General features: G+C 56.8%; 13 protein-coding genes and 1 tRNA gene. 6 read left to right on the top strand and 8 right to left on the bottom strand.

Annotated elements, in window-relative coordinates:
* Positions 1-66: 66 nt before the first annotated feature.
* The 3 genes from CEE69_RS29375 to CEE69_RS33775 all read right to left on the bottom strand — a co-directional run bounded on the left by CEE69_RS29375 (position 67) and on the right by CEE69_RS33775 (position 2558).
* Positions 67-930 (bottom strand): class I SAM-dependent DNA methyltransferase, encoded by an 864-nt coding sequence (locus CEE69_RS29375; RefSeq protein ID WP_199169986.1) that lies wholly within the window; start codon positions 928-930, stop codon positions 67-69.
* A gap of 211 nt (positions 931-1141) precedes the next feature.
* Positions 1142-2410, bottom strand: a complete 1269-nt coding sequence (locus CEE69_RS29370; RefSeq protein WP_158231100.1) for a tyrosine-type recombinase/integrase — start codon at positions 2408-2410, stop codon at positions 1142-1144.
* Positions 2411-2423: 13 nt separating this feature from the next.
* On the bottom strand, positions 2424-2558 hold the full coding sequence (locus tag CEE69_RS33775; RefSeq protein ID WP_390180008.1) for a hypothetical protein: 135 nt from the start codon (positions 2556-2558) through the stop codon (positions 2424-2426).
* A 482-nt stretch (positions 2559-3040) separates the two neighbouring features.
* Between CEE69_RS33775 and CEE69_RS29360 the strand changes: the two genes are divergently transcribed.
* Positions 3041-3454 (top strand): DUF1003 domain-containing protein, encoded by a 414-nt coding sequence (locus CEE69_RS29360; protein ID WP_143549370.1) that lies wholly within the window; start codon positions 3041-3043, stop codon positions 3452-3454.
* Between the two features lie 131 nt (positions 3455-3585).
* Here CEE69_RS29360 and CEE69_RS29355 read toward each other — a convergent pair.
* The 4 genes from CEE69_RS29355 to CEE69_RS29340 form a co-directional block, all read right to left on the bottom strand.
* Positions 3586-3659 (bottom strand) — tRNA-Arg (locus tag CEE69_RS29355).
* 103 nt (positions 3660-3762) lie between these two features.
* On the bottom strand, positions 3763-5169 hold the full coding sequence (locus tag CEE69_RS29350) for a glycerate kinase type-2 family protein (protein ID WP_099264098.1): 1407 nt from the start codon (positions 5167-5169) through the stop codon (positions 3763-3765).
* 5 nt (positions 5170-5174) lie between these two features.
* On the bottom strand, positions 5175-5768 hold the full coding sequence (locus CEE69_RS29345; protein WP_099264087.1) for a thioredoxin family protein: 594 nt from the start codon (positions 5766-5768) through the stop codon (positions 5175-5177).
* Positions 5769-5818: 50 nt separating this feature from the next.
* Positions 5819-6643 (bottom strand): enoyl-ACP reductase FabI, encoded by an 825-nt coding sequence (locus tag CEE69_RS29340; RefSeq protein ID WP_099264086.1) that lies wholly within the window; start codon positions 6641-6643, stop codon positions 5819-5821.
* A 40-nt stretch (positions 6644-6683) separates the two neighbouring features.
* Between CEE69_RS29340 and CEE69_RS29335 the strand changes: the two genes are divergently transcribed.
* The 5 genes from CEE69_RS29335 (at position 6684) to CEE69_RS29315 (ending at position 15916) form a co-directional block, all read left to right on the top strand.
* The gene (locus tag CEE69_RS29335) at positions 6684-8795 is read left to right on the top strand and encodes a sigma-54-dependent Fis family transcriptional regulator (RefSeq protein WP_099264085.1); all 2112 of its coding nucleotides are present in this window, start codon (positions 6684-6686) and stop codon (positions 8793-8795) included.
* Positions 8796-8968: 173 nt separating this feature from the next.
* Positions 8969-9772, top strand: coding sequence for an alpha/beta hydrolase (locus tag CEE69_RS29330; protein ID WP_099264084.1), 804 nt, complete (start codon positions 8969-8971; stop codon positions 9770-9772).
* Entirely contained in the window at positions 9769-12330 is a 2562-nt protein-coding gene (locus CEE69_RS29325) for a BatA domain-containing protein (protein WP_099264083.1), read from the top strand. Before CEE69_RS29330 ends, CEE69_RS29325 begins: the two co-directional genes overlap by 4 nt.
* Entirely contained in the window at positions 12327-14678 is a 2352-nt protein-coding gene (locus tag CEE69_RS29320; RefSeq protein ID WP_099264082.1) for a VWA domain-containing protein, read from the top strand. The genes CEE69_RS29325 and CEE69_RS29320 overlap by 4 nt, the downstream gene beginning before the upstream one ends.
* 77 nt (positions 14679-14755) lie before the next feature.
* The gene (locus CEE69_RS29315; RefSeq protein WP_099264081.1) at positions 14756-15916 is read left to right on the top strand and encodes an iron-containing alcohol dehydrogenase; all 1161 of its coding nucleotides are present in this window, start codon (positions 14756-14758) and stop codon (positions 15914-15916) included.
* Between the two features lie 121 nt (positions 15917-16037).
* Here CEE69_RS29315 and CEE69_RS29310 read toward each other — a convergent pair whose 3' ends face one another.
* Positions 16038-17666, bottom strand: a complete 1629-nt coding sequence (locus CEE69_RS29310) for a DUF1598 domain-containing protein (protein ID WP_099264097.1) — start codon at positions 17664-17666, stop codon at positions 16038-16040.
* Positions 17667-18196 lie beyond the last annotated feature (530 nt).

The raw sequence follows: 18196 nt of genomic DNA, 5'->3' as shown, positions 1-18196 counted from the left end.
AAGAATCAACGCCAAAAGCTCGGACAGCAATGCTCCCGACCACGCCACCAACAAAAAACAACGAGCTCACAGGCTTGGTGAATAATGCGGGTTGATACTCTCGGTCAATGTGTTGCTGTGGACGATATTCGGAGCTTCTACCCCGTGAAGGATCATGTTCATTGTGCCGATGATGAACGCCATCGACTTCTTCTCTTTGCCGTAGAGCGTCTGCTTCTGCAAAGCTCGCATCTGTTTGACGGTTAGCTTCCTGCCCCCGTTGTTCTTCGGAGCTTTGATGTGGTCAAACGCTTCAACCAAGAAACCAGCGGAACCTGCGGCAGCGTCATAAACTGTTTCGCCTATCTTCGGATTAACGACTTCAACGATGGCACGAATCAAGGGCCTAGGTGTGTAGTACTCACCACCATTCCGCCCCGCGTTGCCCATGTTCTTGATCTTGTCCTCATAGAGATGGGACATTTCATGTTTTTGGGTACTAGTCTGAAAGCGTAACTCATCGACCAGATTGACCACTTCACGAAGAGCGTAGCCACTTTGAACTTTGTTCTTTATCTCGCCAAAGATCTCACCGATTTTGTATTCAATCGTGTCGGTGGACTCGGCAGACGTTTTGAACTTCGCCAGATACGGGAACAGCTTTCCATTCACAAAGTCGATTAGGTCGTCGCCACTTAGTGCGGCGTGATGGTCGATCTCTCCATCCGCTTTGCGTGGCATTGCCCAGACTCCCCAGCGGTACTTCTTGCTGAGGATCGGCTTGTATTCCGTGCCCGACAGACTCGCGGCGGACTCTCGCTCTCGCTCCAGATCGTCAAGGTATTTCAGAAACAGCACCCACGAAGACTGCTCGACGTAGTCAAGCTCACTGCCGCATCCAGCATCCTTGTGAAGTACGTCGTCGATATTCTTGAATGTCTGCTCGAACAATTTGGTTTATCTCCGTAAAAGCTCGGTTCCTGCTAGCAGCGGAAGGCAAATCTAAGCTTCCGCGATTGATCGCACAATTTACCAAGCCTCGAGAGGGTCGGGAACGCTGCCCGGCAGAGATAGATCTCCACTGGACACCGCCCAACTTCGCCACGCTTTCCCTCGCAAACAACCAAATTGTCAAAGATCAACGAAGGTGCAGCCTTCACGGTCAAGCTGATTTTCTGACCATCAGTTCCCTCAGCCGATCTTCGTCAGCATTGTGGAACTTTCCATAGTGACGCTTCCTGACCTCGGCTGAATTTCCAATCCAAGCGTTCAGCTCAATTTCGGTGGCTCCATTCCTCGCAAGCTCGGCGGCTCGAAAACTTCGGAATCCATGCAGTGGCTGTGCCCACGTCGCGATCCCGTTGCGTTTTAGAATCTTGGTGAACGTCGTCGAAAGATTGGTCTCCCATCGTCCCTGTCGAATCCTTTCGCCTTTGGCGTTGGTCGTTTCAAACTCGGGCTTGGTGTCCAAGTTGCCGATCTTGTTCAATACGAACTCTGTACCTTCGGGTTGCAATGCCTTTAGACGCTTCAGCGACTCGACCATCTCGAAGAACAAAGGGACAACCTGAGTACGCTTCGCACCCTTGACGAACTTCCGCTTCGTTGCTGTGCGTTTCATCCGTAGCAAAATCTGATGTCTGTCGAAGTCAATGTCTCTCCAACGCAAGACCAGATAGCTTGAAACTCGACCACCACCAAAACGAAGCAAGTGAACCAACGCATTCCATTCGGCATCCTCAATTTCACTCCGTAGTGACTTCTTGCATTGAAGCAGACGCTCCATTGTTTCCAGCGTCATGTTCTGCGTTTGCGTCTGGCTTCGTTCTTCCGTCAGCAGAATCGTGAAAGCGGAACAAAGCTGAGATATGCTGTCCCTCTTGAACGGATTGGCTCGCAAGTGGCCCTTGTCAACTGCGTAGCCAACAAACGCCTTTGCTCGCTTGATCTGCGTTGCCACAGTGCTCTGGGCGTAGCTCTTATCGGCTGTGCGAATGAACTTGACTAGGTCATCGGAATCCAGGGTGCTGACTTTTCTTTGACCGTCAATGCTTCTTAAAAGACCGTTGTCCAAGGCGTTCCGATATTTACGGACTGACCTCGGATCAGCTGTCATCAGCTTGTCAGCAAGGAACTGGTCACGCAGTTCTTTGAGGGTTGGCCCCTTGTCCGCCTCGGCAATCAGATCGTGCTTACGCAACTTCTTCACCACACCAGACGGAAGTCGTCCCAGTCGCTTTCTAAGCTCAAGATTTGGCTCCTGGCCTCGGATAATCGAAGTCTCTAGCATCTCCAGGGTCGTGAAAATGCTTTGCTCTTTTGGCGTTCCGTCCACGTAGCCAATGCCAATTGTGACCTTACGTCCAATGTCCAGCACCACGTTTTTGTAAACGCCATTGTCGGTGCGATTTCCCACTCGTAATTTTGCCATGATTAGTTCCTCCTCAGGCTGCTGTATCGAAAGGGCCATCAGCACGATGCTGGTTGACAAAACGCTCTACGTCTTCTTTGGCGATGCAACGCACCTTTCCCATCGTGTACGACACCAGTGCCTTCGATCTGATCCAGGTCTTCACCATCGATACTGACACGCCGAGCACATCCGCGACCTCATCAACTCGATATTGAAGACGGTTGCTCCAATCTTTCTCCTTCAAATGGCATCCACACAAACTGCACTTGCATACCTTCATCTCTCATTTCTCCGATCCAAGGGGAATAGAGTCGCATCTTCTTGACATAAAGAAGATGGCCTCAGGAAATACTTAAAAGAAAGTTGATAAACAACTTGACGAAACAGATTGGCAAGGCAATAATTGTCGGTAATTAGTCGGGTTTGCCTGCCTTCGGTTGTGCTGGGCATTGTACAGTACCCTTCTTTTATGTCAAGGTGTTGCCTGCGAAAAGATTGACATAAAGGGGCTCGCACTGCATTCCGCTGCGTAAAACACGTGCTTCCTGAGGAGAAAATATTTTGCAAACACAGCGTGCATTTACGATCGATGAGCTGCGAGAATTCCGCGATCTGAAAAAGAGGCTTTCCGATGCGTATTCCAAGCGAATGGATATCAGCCTCAAATTTGCTGAGCTTTACGAGATCGACGAAAAGAACGAGGCCGAGATAGAGAAGCTTACAGCTCTGCTGGAATCTAGCTTCGAGGAGCTGGGCAAGGTTGAAGACCTGTTCGCTGCCAGTGAAAACCCCACTGACGCGGAATTGGCAGAGGTCAAAATTGAAGACACCGACTATGTGAAGAAAGAGACCAAGGGCAAGTTGTTGAAGAAGATCTTCGCCGATTACCAGACTGCGAATCCAAAGGCCACAACCATCAGCTACAAGCACATTAAAGAGACGCTGAAGCGAGAGTACAGCATCGAGTGCAAGAGCATTGCCAACTTCTTTGTCGGCATGTTGGATGGATACGAGACAGAGGGTGGAAATCGCAACAAGGCGATTGTTCTGCCCAAGGGGTGAGGGCCGCCTGCCATTGGCAGCATTTTGGCGGTCTTTACCGGTCAGAGAGGATTTTGGCCGGTTTTTGGCGAAAGCCAGAATCGCGAAACCCTGCAAATAACGCCATCTCCCTAAGCGGAGAGATGGGGTAGTACACCCGGCGGGGTTCGAACCCACAACCTTCGGCTTCGGAGGCCGACGCGCTATCCAATTGTGCCACGGGTGCGTGTGGATGAGCGGGGCTCATTCACGAAGTCAATTGTGACGGATCGAGAGAGGTTGCAACAGATGACTGTCGCGTGGCCTTCACTGCGGGTTGGGGCTGCAAGTCAGGGTTGGTGGCGACGGTGTTTCGGATGGTCAACCAAAGCGATGCGGATGTCGCAAACGTTCGTGCCAGTGGGGCCGGTGAGGAGCAGCCCGCCGACTTGGCGAAGGAAACTGTGCGAGTCGTTGCGTCGCAAGGCGTCGTGGACGTCGAGTCCGAGCTCAACGATTCGCCGGTGGACGCTGCCGTCGATCATCCCGCCCGCGGCGTCGCTGGGGCCGTCTTCGCCGTCCGTGCCGCCGGACAGAATGGCGAGTCGTGACCATTGATCGTCGGGCAGATTCAGTTCCAGCAGTCGAGCGTAGGCAGCCAGGACGAGTTGTCCGTTGCGGCCTCCGACGCCTCGGATCGATGCGTCCGCGAGTGAGACGGTTGGTTCGCCGCCGCTTAAGAACGCGTCTTGTCGATGCACGGTCGGGTCGGCTTGCAACATTGTGAGCGTGAGGTCGGCCAAGTGTCTGCCCACAGTTTCCGCGTCGCCTTCGGATTGGCGATGGCAATGCATGACGTGGTTGTAACCCAGGGCTTCCGCGGTGATTCCGGCTGCGTCGACGGCGACCGCGTTGTTGCCAAGCACAAACGTGGAATGTTCGGAAGCGTCGATCGAGGGTGCGGGGTGATCGGCCGCTCTTTGTAGGTGTTCACGAACGACCGCGGGCAGTTGGTGGTCGGGATCAAACTGGTCCAGGACAGTCAGCGCATCCGTCGCCGTGGAAGTGTCGGGGACGGTCGGTCCAGATGCGATCAGGTCGAGTGGATCGCCGAGGACATCCGAGAGCACGAGGGTGAGAAACTGGCCGGCCTGGTTGGCTCGCAGGAGTCCACCGCCTTTGACTTCGCTGAGGTGTTTGCGGACCGTGTTGAGAGCCACGATGTCGGCACCGTGTGAGCTGAGCCAACGTGTCACGGTCAGTTTGTCGTCCAGCGAAATGCCGGGCGATGGTCGGCAGAGGAGCGCGCTGCCGCCACCCGAGATCAGGCCAATCACCAAGTCGCGAGGGCCGGCGTCCGCGACCAGTTGGAGGATCCGATCGGTGCCTTGAATGGCGGCAACGGTGGGCTCGTTGACTCCTGCCGGTCGGGCTTCTCGAATCGTGATGCCCGGCAGATCGCGGTGACATCCTTCGGGCACATTGACGTGTCCGATGATGGGAAAGTCCTGACCGTCTCTGCTGGTCAGTTTGGTCCGGATGACTTTCGACAACCCCGCAGCCATCGCCGCGGATGCTTTGCCAGCACCGACGACGACAATGCGATCAAAGGAGTCTTTGCGGATCACGTGGTCGGCGACCAGCATGGCGGTCTCGTCAAACGAAACCGAATCCATGATCAGCCGGTCTCCCAGAACCGCTACGACGCCATGCGAGAACATGGCTTGGGCGTCGGTCAAAAGCGTTCCGGGAGTCATCGAGTTCACGCGGTGCCGTTGGGATCGAAGTAGGTCGGCTCTTTGCCTTCTTTCCACTTGATGTTGCAACCGATCGAGGGACGTTGCTCGGCTTTGGGCGAGCGACCCGCGATGGTTTCGTCGAGTGCCGCACGCAGGTCCGCTCCGGTGACGGGCAAGTCAGACTTGGGACGGCTGGCATCAAGCTGTCCGCGATAGGTCAGTTTGTGATCGCCATCGAACAAGAAGAAGTCCGGCGTGCATGCCGCTCCGTAGGCGACGGCGACCGATTGGTCTTCGTCCAAGGCATAAGGAAACGCGTAGCCGCGAGATTCCTTTTCGGCTTTCATGGCGTCGAAGTCATCATCGGCGTACTTCTCGATGTCATTGCTGTTGATGCCGACAACGCCGACACCATGTTGCATGTATTCATCGGTCAGCAACTTGAGTTGCTCGGCGACGTGTTTGACGTAGGGGCAGTGGTTGCAAAGAAAGATGACCAGCAGGGCCTTGTGATCTTTGAAGTCGGCCAGGGAAACCGTTTCGCCATCGGTTTCGGGCAACGAAAAGTCAGGCGCGGCGGTGCCCAGTGGCATCATCGTCGAAGCGGTGCGAACCATGGTCAGTCCTTGGGGATGGGGTGGGGGAGCAGTTAGCAGTTAGCTAGGAGCTACTTCGTTTGCTTTTTGATTTCGTCGAGCAGTCGGCCGGGGCTGCCCATGGCGTGGTAGCCACCGTCGACGTGCAGGATTTCGCCGCTAATTCCGGAGCTGGCGTCGCTGAGCAGGAAGGCGCCAGATTTTCCGACTTCTTCGTGGGTCACGTTGCGGCCCATCGGTGCCATGTGTTCGTACATGGTCAGCATCTCTTCGACACCCGCGGCGCGTCCGGCCAGGGTTCGAATGGGGCCGGCGGACAGAGCGTTGACGCGGACTCCGCGGGCACCCATGTCGAACGCCAGGTAACGCATCGAGGCGTCCAGAGCGGCTTTGCAGACTCCCATGACGTTGTAGCCAGGGACGCACTTTTCGCCGCCGTAGTAGGTCATTGTCAGCACGGAACCGCCTTGGTTCATGATCGGTTCGGCGGCGGAGGTGACTGCCAGCAGCGAGTAAACGCTGGATTCCATGGCCAATTTAAAGCCAGGACGCGAGGTGTGCATCGTTTCGCGGCCCAGGTCGTCCCGGTCGGCGAAGGCGATCGAATGCAGCAAAAAGTCAATTTTCCCGAAGGTTTTCTCGGTGTGTTCAAAAACCGTGCGGATGTCGTCGTCGTTATTCGCGTCCATGGGTAGCAGGAATTCCGCGCCATCTTCTGGATCTGTCAATTTGGCAACTCGGCGACGATTGCGTTGTTTTTCGTCGTCTGCACGGTCGGGAAGGTGGGTGAATCCGCATTTACCACCGTGGTTCAGGATCTCCTGAGCGATCGCCCATGCGATCGAATGGTCGTTCGCGACCCCAATGATCAGACCCTTTTTTCCTTCAAATTGCATCTTCAACCTTTTCGGCTTAGTTCTATTTGATTGTCCAGCGGTGAACATCATCGCGGCGGTTTCCATGACCGACAAGCCGACGTTCTTCTCTGGGCACCAAAGCGTGATTGGTTATTCCTCCCCCAATGTCGTCAAAGCAAATTCAACCATGGATCGGTCGCAATCTGTTTTGCCCCCGCATGTTCACTCCGCAAGTTCGGAGGCGACGATGACGCACGGCAATGCACTGTCTTCTTTTTTGCCAGTTCTGCTGGGGTTGTTTGGAAATCAAGCATCGCTTCGCGGCGGCGTGGTCAGCCAGATCCAAGATCGTTGGCAGCCGACATTTTGGACCGGAGAACGTTGGGGACAAGCGGAATCTTTGGCCAGCCAAGCTGGCGCGGACGATCAATTCGTCACCGCCGATGGTTTTGCGGCATTGAGCATCCCCGTCGCACCGGGGGCCGACATGGCCACTTCGGCGAGGAAGGAATCCGGTTCGGACAGCCTCGGATCGAGCCAAGATATTTTGCCAGGCATCGGCAGCGATGCGATTGTTCTGTCGATCGACGGCAAGCCGGCTGATTCCAGCAGTTTGAAGATGTTGGCGACCGCGGTGGGACGATTTTTGTGGTTGCAACGCAATCATCAAAACGACGCTCGGCGGTTGTGGCAAACCTCCAAGATGCTGCAGCATGCTGCGGAGTGGCAGCAGTTGGATAGCGACGAACAGTTGCTGGCTTCGATGGCCGATTGTGCCTGCGAAGTTTTGAACTGCGAACGCGCCACCATTTTCCTATGGGACAAACGAACGAAGAAGTTGATCGGCCGCCCGGCCATCGGCATCGAGGGCGGTGTTCTGGAAGTCGAAGACAACGCCGGGATCGTTGGCGAAGCCCTGCACAGTGGCAGTCCGCGATGGTGGTCGGCGGGCGGGACGGATGAAGGTCGCGTCAACCGACGCATTGACCAAGCTCAAAACTTCACGACGAGATCGTTGTTGGCCGTGCCGATGGTCAACGCTCGTGATCAAGTCATCGGTGTCTTCGAAGGCATCAACGCGCGTCCGGGCGATCATCGCAACGAGAGCTTTGATGCAGCGGATGTTCGAACGTTGACCGAGTTGGCGATGCACGCGTCGATCGCGATCGATTCGTATCGGACGCGGACCGACTTGACGGAGACTCGCGATCGATTGGTTGAACAAGCGGCGCAGTCCAAGCCGTTGATCGGCAATCATCAATCCATCCAGGAAATCCGCCGCAACGCCACAAAGGTGGCTCCGACAGATCTCAGCGTTCTGGTGCTGGGAAGCAACGGAACGGGCAAAGAAGTTTTGGCGCAACATATTCACTATCAGAGCGAACGTCGCAATGGCCCGTTTGTCGCGGTCAACTGCGCCGCTTTGGTGGAAACGCTGCTCGAGAGCGAATTGTTCGGGCACGAGAAAGGTGCGTTCACGGACGCTTCGGACACTCGAGTCGGCAAGTTTGAACTGGCCAACGGTGGCACATTGTTCTTGGACGAAGTTGGCGACATGAGCGCCGGTGGCCAAGCCAAGTTGCTGCGTGTGTTGGAAGAGAAAGTCGTCGCTCGAGTTGGCGGGTCGCGTTCGATTCCCGTTGATGTTCGTGTGATCGCGGCGACCAATCAACCGTTGCAGGAGCTGATCTCGGCAAAGCGGTTCCGAGAAGACTTGTTCTTTCGTTTGAACGTCGTGTCGTTGACGTTGCCGCCGTTGTCGCATCGGGGTGACGATGTGATGGAGTTGGCCGAGCATTTCTTGGCCGATTTCTGTCGGCAAATTGGTCGTGCGGTTCCAACGTTCGCAGCCAGTGCTCGGGATGCGATGCTGTCGCATGATTGGCCAGGCAATGTGCGGGAACTGCGTAATACAGTCGAGCGAATTTGTTATCTGACCACGACGGATGTTGTTGAGTCGAGCGATTTGATGATGTCGCCTTCAACGACTCGCAAGTCGGTGGACATGCCGATGTTGGATGATGCGGACGGCAACCTGAACTCGGCCACGCGAGAGTTTCAAGTTCAGCACATTGAGCGTTTGATTGCCTCTTGTGGTGGCAACATGACCGAAGCGGCCGGCAAGCTTGGTTTGCATCGATCAAATTTGTATCGAAAGATGCGTCAGCTCGGGATGCCGACCTCCAGTTAACCGGCAACGAGTTGAGCAACTTCGAACCACTGTCCCAATTGCGATTGATGACGCGAGTTTCGCTGAATGATTCGAGACAGTCATTCAGCGGGCTCTCAAACGATCGATTGGGCCGGTGGTTCGATTTGCTTCTGGGCTGACTCAACCGCCGCCCACTCACTATCCTGGGAGGCATGAACACTCCCAAGAAATCTTTTCATGAATCGTCATTCGGCGATCTCGCTTGCACCGTGGTGGATGGCTCCGACGAGCCTTGGTTGCCGGTCATTCTTTGTCACGGCTACGGGGCTTCCGGAGACGACTTGGTCGGTTTGACGGATTACCTGATCAGTAAACTTGGCGATGCGGCAGAGGCGGTTCGGTTTGTCTATCCGGTCGCGCCCGGTGATTTGGCCGATCAAGGCATGCCCGGTGGCCGAGCGTGGTGGCCGCTCAACATGGCTTCGCTTCAGCAGTTGCTGCAGACATCCCAGTTCGATCAGTTGCACGACCAGACTCCGCCCGGGATCGAAGCCGCCAGCGGCCAACTGGTGTCAACCGTCAAGGCTGTCTTGAACAGCATGCCCGCGGACCCGCCTGCATCTGATTCGTCGGCAACGAGTGTCGAGGGGACTCGGCCGTACGTGTTGGGTGGCTTCTCACAGGGTGCGATGGTGACCATGAACGCGGCGCTGACCGGGGACATTCCGCCGCCGGACGTCTTGGTTCAATTCTCAGGCACGTTGGTGTGTGGTCCGCAGTGGATTGAAGCCGCATCGAAGTCGGGAATCGGCCGATTGAAAGCGACGCGAGTTCTGCAGTCGCATGGCACGGTGGATCAAGTCCTTCCGTTTTCGAGTGCGGCGACTTTGGCGGACACGTTGCACGAAGAAGCCGAGGAATGGGAGTTCCTCGCATTCCAAGGGCCACACACGATTGAAGCGGGGACGCTGGACCATTTGGCCCAATGGATTCTTGATTTGACGGATCGCAAGTGACGTTCTTCAACGCAACGCTGATTCTCGGAACGCTGGCAGCGGTGGTGCCGATTGCATTGCACCTGCTGGCTCGCCGTGAACCGCAACGCGTTGTGTTTCCGGGTGTTCAGTTTCTGCGTCCTAAGTTGACCTCGCAGCGCAGTCGGTTGCGAATCCGGCGTTGGTGGTTGCTGGCACTTCGAGTGTTGGCGGTCATCGCCTTGGCGGTTGCTTTGGCTCGGCCGCACATCGATTCGGCTTTGTCATCGACGTGGTGGACCGTCGGTCTGATGGGGCTGACCGGAGTCGGTTTTTTGATTTTGGCCAGCGTCGCGGTTGCCCGTGGGATGGGGCGGTCGTTGGCCGTCGGCGTGGCGGTGGCAGGCGTGGTCGCCCTGCTCGGTTCGTTGTTCCTTGGGACACGAACTTGGGCGACATCGGGTGATCTATCAGAAGGCAACGAGCAACCTGTCGCCATGGCGTTGTTGATTGACAATGGCCCCTCGTCCAAGCGATTGATTGCGAGTTCAAACGGAACCAGTATCAGTCGTTTGGAGCAGGCAATCCGCGAAGCGGCGACGGTGATTGAACGATTGCCCGAAGGGAGTCGCTTGACGGTGCTGGATCGTTCCGCGACGCCGATCGGGTTTGCACTGGATTCCGCGTCGGCACGATTGCGTTTGTCTCAAATGAAACCGCTCGCCAATCCGTTGCCTGTTCAAGAACGCATGGACGCAGCGATCGAGTTGTTGCGTTCCAGCGATTTGCCGGGCAAGCAATTGGTTGTGGTATCGGATTGGAACGCGGCGTCGTGGAAGCCGTCTGCGCAAACGCCCGCGATGCAACCGGAAGACGTTGCGATCTCAATGTTGCAAGTCGATGCGATGGGGAATGGCAAAGCCGATGCCGCAGAGAGCAATCAGATCAATCGCTTTTTGTCCTCGCCGAAGTTGGTTGATGTGGCACCGGCGCCGGGGGTCTCCATCCCAATCTCGGTTTCGGTTGGAATGGAATCGACATCATCGAGCGAAGGTCAGTCCCTCAACGTGACGGTGCAATTGAGTTTGTATGAACGCGACCCGTCGTTGCCCGTCATTCGCGATGGCGATTTGGTGCTGCCAAGGCTTCGTGGCGTCGACCGAGCCTCGGTGACCGTTGCTCCGGGAGCCAACGCGAATGTGGTGATGACCTTGCCACCGTTGGATTTAGGAACTCATCACGCGGTGGTTGAACTCGTTGGCGATGACGCGTTCGATTGGGACGATCGGCGTTACTTGACGCTCAGCATTCCGGTGCCTCCACGAGTGCTGTTGGTGGGAGCCGACGCTGATGAACGTAATTTGCTGGGAAGTGCTCTGACGGCCCCAAAAGCGCCGGACGATGATGGAGCGGGTTTTCGTGTTGCCGGTGTGGCGTACTCTGATTTGTCAGCGGTTGATTGGCAGCTGATCGATGCGGTCGCGATGATTGACCCACCGATCCAAATTGATGCCGCATCTCAGTCTGTTGTTTCAGGAACCGGCCTGTCAAAGAATTCGGTGGATCAACTGATCGAGTTGTCTCTTCGTGGCGGTGGTGTGGTGATGATGTTGGGGCCGTCCACGGAAGTTTTGGGCGTCGCGAAATCAAACATGGCCACTGATGGCTCGCCAGCGACCGATCGGTTGTTGCCGCGATTGATCCGATCGTGGCGAGTGCCCTCGCCCGGTACTTTTTGGGAAGTGCGATCGCCTTCGCACCCTATTCTGCGACCGCTGGTTCAATTGGATGATCAACCCTCGTGGAGCTCGTTTCGAGTCAATCGCTACTGGCAAACGGAGCCCACGACGGGCGCCGGTTGGCAGTCATTGGTTCAGTACGCGGGGAATCAGCACGGTGCAATTTTGGCGAGGTCAATTGAGCCGAATGAACCCAAGGGAAAGAATGGCCGCGTCGCGGTGTTGACCACCCCGCTGCCTGCATTGTCCAAGGAAACAAGATCATGGAACCAATTGTTCAGCGCCGCGGATGCTTGGCCCGCGTTCGTCACTTGGCGTGGTCTGATGCAATGGGCGACCGGGGTTTCTGATCAAGCGATGACGGTGTCGGTGGGGGCAACCGCTTTGGTCCCCGAGAGTGATGCTGCGAACCAAGCCATTGGCGTTTCGAAGCTGTCGGCCGAAGCGATCGCAGAACTCAGCGTGCGACTGTACCCGCCTATGACGGAAGCCAGGGAGTCCAATGGTGAAGTGGTTATCAGCGAAGTGGACGTTGCCGAGCGTGGGGGCGTGTTCACCGAAACGAACGAAGTTGGAACAACGTTCTTGCGTGGGCCCGGCTATTGGGGCGGCTATTCGACGAACTTGGATCCTGTTTGGTCGCTGGACGATCGGGTGACCGCGACTGAGATGGACCAGCGGTTCGGTGCCGAACAATGGATTTCATCGGATTCCGGAGAGCAATTGTCGATCCGAGGCCGCGTCGGCGGATCGCCTCCGGTTTCGCTGCACGGACCGATGATGTTGTTGGCGGTGGTTGTGTTCCTCGCCGAGCAATTGCTGAGCAATCGGTTCTACCGAACATCGGGAGCGGCAGCGTGAGTTGGAGCCTCGACCCGATTTACGATTCGTTGCCGGTGGCTTTGCTGTTGGTGGGTTTGATCGCGACGATGTTGTTTACGATTCTGCCACCGGGAGTCAGCGGGCGTCGACGACGGGGCTTGTTGGTGCTGCGTGGTCTGGCATCCATCGCGTTGGCTCTGGTATTGCTTCGTCCGGCGCTGGTGAGATCCGATAATCGTCCCGCGGCAGCGACGCTTGCCATTGCAGTCGATACGTCGGCTAGCACGAATTTGCCATCCGATGGATCGGAGGATCGTTGGGAACAGCAGCGGCGGACGCTTGAACGATTGGCTGCCGGTTTGTCGGATTCTGACCAAGCGTTGCATGTCGTCGTGATGGGGTTTGATGCATCGGCGAACGTGATTGGCGAGAGCGGAACGAGTGACCTGCAAACGCTGACGCAACGCGTGGGCGAGATCGAGCATTCGGGGAAAGAGACCGATCTGTCGTCACCGTTGTTGATGGCGATGAACCGAGGACGGAACAGTCCGCTGACCGGAGTCGCCGTGTTCAGTGACGGAACGCAAATCACCAATCGGTCCGAAGGCAGCGATGCGGAGCAGTCGGACCCACGTCGTGAAGCCCGCTTGGTCGGTGCAATGGGCGTCCCGGTCTGGACCGTTCCATTGGGCCCGCCCGCCGAGGCTTCTCGCCGGATTGATTTGGCGATTGAATCGTTGCCCGAGACGTTTCGCATGTTCACCGGCAACGAATCGAACGTGTCCTTTGATGTGCTGACGCGTGGCATCGTCCAATCGCCTGCGAAGGTTTCGCTGCAGTGGATCGATTCGGCCGGGCAAACGTCGATCGCGGCGACTCGCACGGTCACACCTGAATCGCTGGAGCAAACCACCGCGATCGATGTGCCTGTGTTGGCTCCTAAGCCAGGCCAATATCGATTGGTCGCGAGCGTCGAAACCCGATCGGGCGAAACGATCACGGACAACAATTCGCAAGTCGCGTTTGTCGACGTTCGCGAAGGTGGCGGCCGAGTTTTGTACTTGGAGGGAACACCGCGATTGGAGCAAAAGGATCTGCGCTGGGCGCTCGGTCGCTTCCTCGATTTGGAATTGACCTATCGATGGATTCCGCGAGACACGGTTGGCGCTTGGCCGATCGATTTGGTCGATGACTTCAGTCGTGGTCGCTACGACGTTGTGATTTTGGGTGACTTGCACTCATCAGCACTCGGGAATGAACAACTGCAGGAGCTAGCGGACTCGGTGGGCGAAGGCACCGCCTTGATCATGCTGGGCGGCGAGCACACTTATTCGCGAGGCGGCTACGCGACAACTCCACTGGCGAAGGTCTTGCCGGTGCAACTGGATGATCGCCAGCGTCAGCCACCTGGACCGTTGGATGCATCGCGGCGGTTGGGTGACGAGGATGATCCCATGCGTCAGGCGGTAATGTTGCAACCGTCGACTGCGCATCCGATCACGTCGATCCAAGCGAGCCAACGAGGCGGGCCGATTGGTTGGTCTGATTTACCGCCGATGCCAGGTGCGAATCGGTGGCCTTCGGTTCGAGTCGCTGCTGGGGTTCAGGTGTTGTTGTCGACCGCTCGCGACGAACCGATGATGGTAGTTGGCGAATATGGCCGCGGCCGAGTGGCAACACTGGCGTTTGATTCGACTTGGACATGGCGACGTGCGGGACTGGGTGATTTTCACCGGCGGTTTTGGCGGCAGTTGATTCTGTGGTCGCTTGCTCGTGAGGATTCTTCGCAGCAAACGATTCAGCTGGAATTGTCACCGCGACGTTTCGTGGCGACCGAGCCACCTTCGTTCAACGCGACGATACGAGGCGAGTTGTCGGCGTTGCCCAGCAATCGATCGCTTCAAGCGGAAGTGATCCTGTCATCGGGTGAAACGATCGTGGTTCCGATGTCGAGCACCAGTTCAACTGGCGAGTCGGCGGTTTCGCTGGCGGGGCAGTTGCCAACCATGCCGGCCGGTTTTCATCGATTGCGTGTTGCTCCGGCAGCGGATGGCTCGTCGTCGGATTCTGGTGAGCCGATTGAGGCGGCGGAGGTCGCTTTTCAGGTGCTCGACGACACCCGGGAATTGACCGCTTCGGCGACCGATCACTCGTTGCTTCGTCAAATTGCTTCGGCGACCTCGGGATCGGGCGGCCGTGTGTTTGAGCCGGAACAGATCGACGAATTGGTGGAATTGATCCAGTCACGCCGGACGGAATCGACTCGCACGGTGATCGAAAAATTCAGATTGGGTGACGGACCGGTGAGCGGTTGGTTCATTTTCCTACTGTTTGCTGGGGCTTTGTCGGTCGAGTGGTTCTTGCGACGTCAATGGGGTTTGGCATGAGCGACGGATGCGTTCAACTAATGCTCCATCCCGCCTGATCTCCCACCTCGATTGCCGCCCCTCTTTAGGACTCCCGCATGCAACCGTTTGATCTTCATCCACGAACGCGAATCGTGTTTGGGCCGAACGTTTCAAATCAGATCAACGAGCTGGCTCGTTCGCTCGGCGGAGTGCTGACCTCGGGACGACCTCGAGTGTTGGTGGTTTGCGATTCGGGAATCGTCGCGGCGGGGCATTTCGATCGCATCACGGGATTGCTTCGCGAGAACGACTGGGAAGTGCACGCTTTTCATGACTTTGCCGAGAACCCAACGTCTGCGATGGTTGATGCTGGGGTCAGCGTCGCGGCAGAGTTTCAGCCGGACCTGCTGATTGGGCTGGGCGGCGGCAGCAGCATGGACTGCGCCAAAGGAATTAACTTCGTCTACAGTTGCGGTGGTCGCATTCATGACTACCACGGTGTTGGAAAAGCGACGTCGGAAATGTTGCCGATGATTGCGATTCCAACCACGGCGGGAACCGGCAGCGAAGCCCAGAGTTTCGCATTGATCAGCGACTCCGAAACACACGTGAAGATGGCTTGTGGCGATCCCAAAGCTGCGTGCCGAATCGCTTTGCTGGATCCAACGTTCACACTGACGCAGCCTCGTGGAGTGACGGCGCTGACTGGCATCGATGCGATCTCGCATGCTGTCGAAACCTACGTCAGCAAGAAACGCAACGTGATGTCGACGACCTACAGTCGGCGTGCCTTTGGTTTGTTGGGCCGGTCCTTCGTTCGAGTCCTGCAAGCTCCCGATGACTTGGACGCTCGCGCCGACATGCAACTCGGAGCGTGTCTTGCCGGAATGGCAATCGAAACATCGATGTTGGGCGCAGCGCACGCCACGGCCAATCCTTTGACCGCTCGGCACAACGTGGTGCACGGCCAAGCGGTCGGTTTGATGTTGCCCGCGGTGGTTCGTTTCAACGGAACCGTTCACGCGGATTGGTACGCGGAGTTGCTGCGTGAACTCGAGCCCAACGCCACCGTGTCCGAAGCACCGGTGCGATTGGCTGAGTTGATCGAGGAGTGGATGCGAGAAGCCGACCTCGCGACGACGCTGGATCATCTTTCCATTCCAACATCTGACATCGGTTTGTTCGTCGAAGATGCGCTGAAGCAGTGGACCGGCACGTTCAACCCCATCGAGCTCGACGAAGACTCCACGCGAGCGCTGTATCGCGAAGTGGTGTAGTAATCTCACAAGCAGCCACAAAGTGGCGGCGAATGTGAATGGTGCGGGCGTCTTAGCCACGAAGTGGCGGTTGGATGTAGGCGTCGGAGTTGCCCGATGGAAAGGGGGGTGTCTCAGGCAATCACTCGGCGTTCCACCACCAGCGATCACTGGGGCGCGCGTCGACGAGTTCGCCGTAGATGGCCAGGCTTGGGCGTGGTTGCACTTGCTTGGGGAGCAGGTCGGACGGTTCGACGCTGACTCCGCCGCTGGCCAGGATCAGTTGGTGCATTTTGTTTCGGTGGCGATATCGATGCAGGACTGCGATCGAGTCCACTTGGGTTGGCGTTGCCAATTGCGAGGATCGTTGGGAGGCGAAATGCAACAGCGCTCGTTGCAAAGTCGCGTGGTCGTTTTGTGGCGACACAGCGTTCGAATTCTTTTGGCTGTTTTGAACCCAGAGTTGCCCCAAGGCGGTGGCTTGGTAGACCGACTCGAGAGCGCCGTAGAGCGGGAAACGTGACCGGATTGTTGCCCACTGTTGATTGAAGTGTTTGACGAAAGCTTCCGTGGATGGGTCCAGGACAACGTTGCCGCGTCGACCATTCAGCAACGCCAGTTCATTCTCACCACTGAGTCGCAATGGCGTGCCAGTCAACTGCCAAAGGTTGGCAGAGTCTGCGCGCTCGTGCTGGACTTCCAAGGCTTGTCCGGTGAACCAAAGTCGAAGCAGCAGGTCGGCCGGCGGCGAGTTGCCCGCGGTGGCTTGAATGGTTTGCAGGTAATTGCGAACTCCATCGGGCATGTCCTCGTCACCGAGTGCCAACCGTTTCATGTGTCGATCGGCTTCGATGAGTAGCCATGCGATCTCGTGATCCGCAGAGGTTCCGAAGACGCGAATGTCTTGGCGACCCAAAGCTTCGGCCAACGACTCGGCCGCCAGTCCAATGGGCACATCACCGGAGACGATCGATTGTCCTAGAGCGGTCGCTTTCTTCAAACCGGCTTGTGTGGGATCGATCGTGCAACCAAACGGTCGTTGGTTGAGTGCGGCGGACAATCCGACGGCGAGCGATGTCAGGTTCAACGGTGGGAGACCCGATCGTCGATCAACTTGCCAACCGTCAATTTGCTCGAAGCCACCGACGGTGCCGGCCAAGACGATGTCGTCATCTGTCAGCAGGACCAGTGAGACTTTGGACAACCCGCCGGCATGTCCGAGTGCATCGTCGTTCGATCCCGGTTCTGATGTTTTGCGATCAGCGAGATTCTCAGCGGCGAGCGCTTGCATCCATCGTCGCACCGACACGCATCGGATTTTGGCTGGGGAGGTCCAGTGTTCCGGGACCAGTGTCGAAACATCTTCACGAGAACGCGCGGCGTCCAACATCAATGCGGTTGCGTGCTTCTTCCATTCCACCGACTTTGTGTCGGGAGCATCGCTCACCTCGGATTCGCGAAGCAAACCATCGGGAGCAACCACGATGCCAGCAGGATAGGGAGCCATCGTTCCGACTCCGCCGAGGGCTTCCCATGATTCAGGATCGATCGTGGTTTGAATGAGCTGCATCAACTGGCTGAAGTCAGCGAGTGACTGACCACCGGCTGCACCTGGGGGCGTGTTGGTTCCTGCCGAGCCCGCTGGATGAGCCGCGAAGCCACCGGGATCGTTCAGGCCGCTGTTGTCTTGGGCGAGTGCGTTTGGGGCTCCTGCGAAACCCATCCAAGAGAGAAGCCAAACACTGGCGAACAGCTTTTTCCAGTCGAACATCGTGACACCCCGAGAAGACGGCAAAGAGAAGGCGGTGCTCCTAGCGTAACGGTTGGCCAAGTCGCCGAACAGCAAAACTTGTTGAGCTTTGTGGTCTCGGTGTGGCTGACTGGTATCGAAGTCGTGATGCGTTCAGCGGGTGCCGATGCTAACACGACTCGTCGATTTTTCTGTCGGTTGGCCAGTCTTGGCCGATATCCACAACTTGGGCGGGCAAAAGTGCCTTTTTGTACCCCACATCTTTTGGGAGCCGCTTGCGTTGGGAATACAAGCGGTTTAAGGCTAAACATCCCTTGCCGAGGAATCATTAGTGTTTGATTAGCGGCGATTAGTGTTCCCTTGACCGCTCTGGTGGAACACTAATCCACTCTGATCGGACACTAATCTTTGGTGTTTCGAGATGTGGGGGATAAAAAGGCAAAAGTGCCCATCCTACATGCGTTCAAACCTGGTTGACGTTAAGTCGACAATCTGTAACGCGGCGGTGTAGGCCAGGTTTTACCTGGCGGGGGGCTGGTCGTGCGTCCGGG

It is taken from the genome of Rhodopirellula bahusiensis, assembly GCF_002727185.1.
In the GTDB taxonomy this organism is placed as follows: Bacteria; Planctomycetota; Planctomycetia; order Pirellulales; family Pirellulaceae; genus Rhodopirellula; species Rhodopirellula bahusiensis.
This window is presented reverse-complemented; position numbering and strand designations above follow the sequence as displayed.

Excerpts from the sequence above, each read along its gene's own strand:
- CEE69_RS29315 (WP_099264081.1), top strand. The coding sequence starts at position 14,756 with ATGCAACCGTTTGATCTTCATCCACGAACGCGAATCGTGTTTGGGCCG.
- CEE69_RS33775 (WP_390180008.1), bottom strand. The coding sequence starts at position 2,558 with ATGGTGAAGACCTGGATCAGATCGAAGGCACTGGTGTCGTACACGATG.
- CEE69_RS29340 (WP_099264086.1), bottom strand. The coding sequence starts at position 6,643 with ATGCAATTTGAAGGAAAAAAGGGTCTGATCATTGGGGTCGCGAACGAC.
- CEE69_RS29330 (WP_099264084.1), top strand. The coding sequence starts at position 8,969 with ATGAACACTCCCAAGAAATCTTTTCATGAATCGTCATTCGGCGATCTC.
- CEE69_RS29345 (WP_099264087.1), bottom strand. The coding sequence starts at position 5,768 with ATGGTTCGCACCGCTTCGACGATGATGCCACTGGGCACCGCCGCGCCT.
- CEE69_RS29360 (WP_143549370.1), top strand. The coding sequence starts at position 3,041 with ATGGATATCAGCCTCAAATTTGCTGAGCTTTACGAGATCGACGAAAAG.
- CEE69_RS29370 (WP_158231100.1), bottom strand. The coding sequence starts at position 2,410 with ATGGCAAAATTACGAGTGGGAAATCGCACCGACAATGGCGTTTACAAA.
- CEE69_RS29350 (WP_099264098.1), bottom strand. The coding sequence starts at position 5,169 with ATGACTCCCGGAACGCTTTTGACCGACGCCCAAGCCATGTTCTCGCAT.
- CEE69_RS29310 (WP_099264097.1), bottom strand. The coding sequence starts at position 17,666 with ATGTTCGACTGGAAAAAGCTGTTCGCCAGTGTTTGGCTTCTCTCTTGG.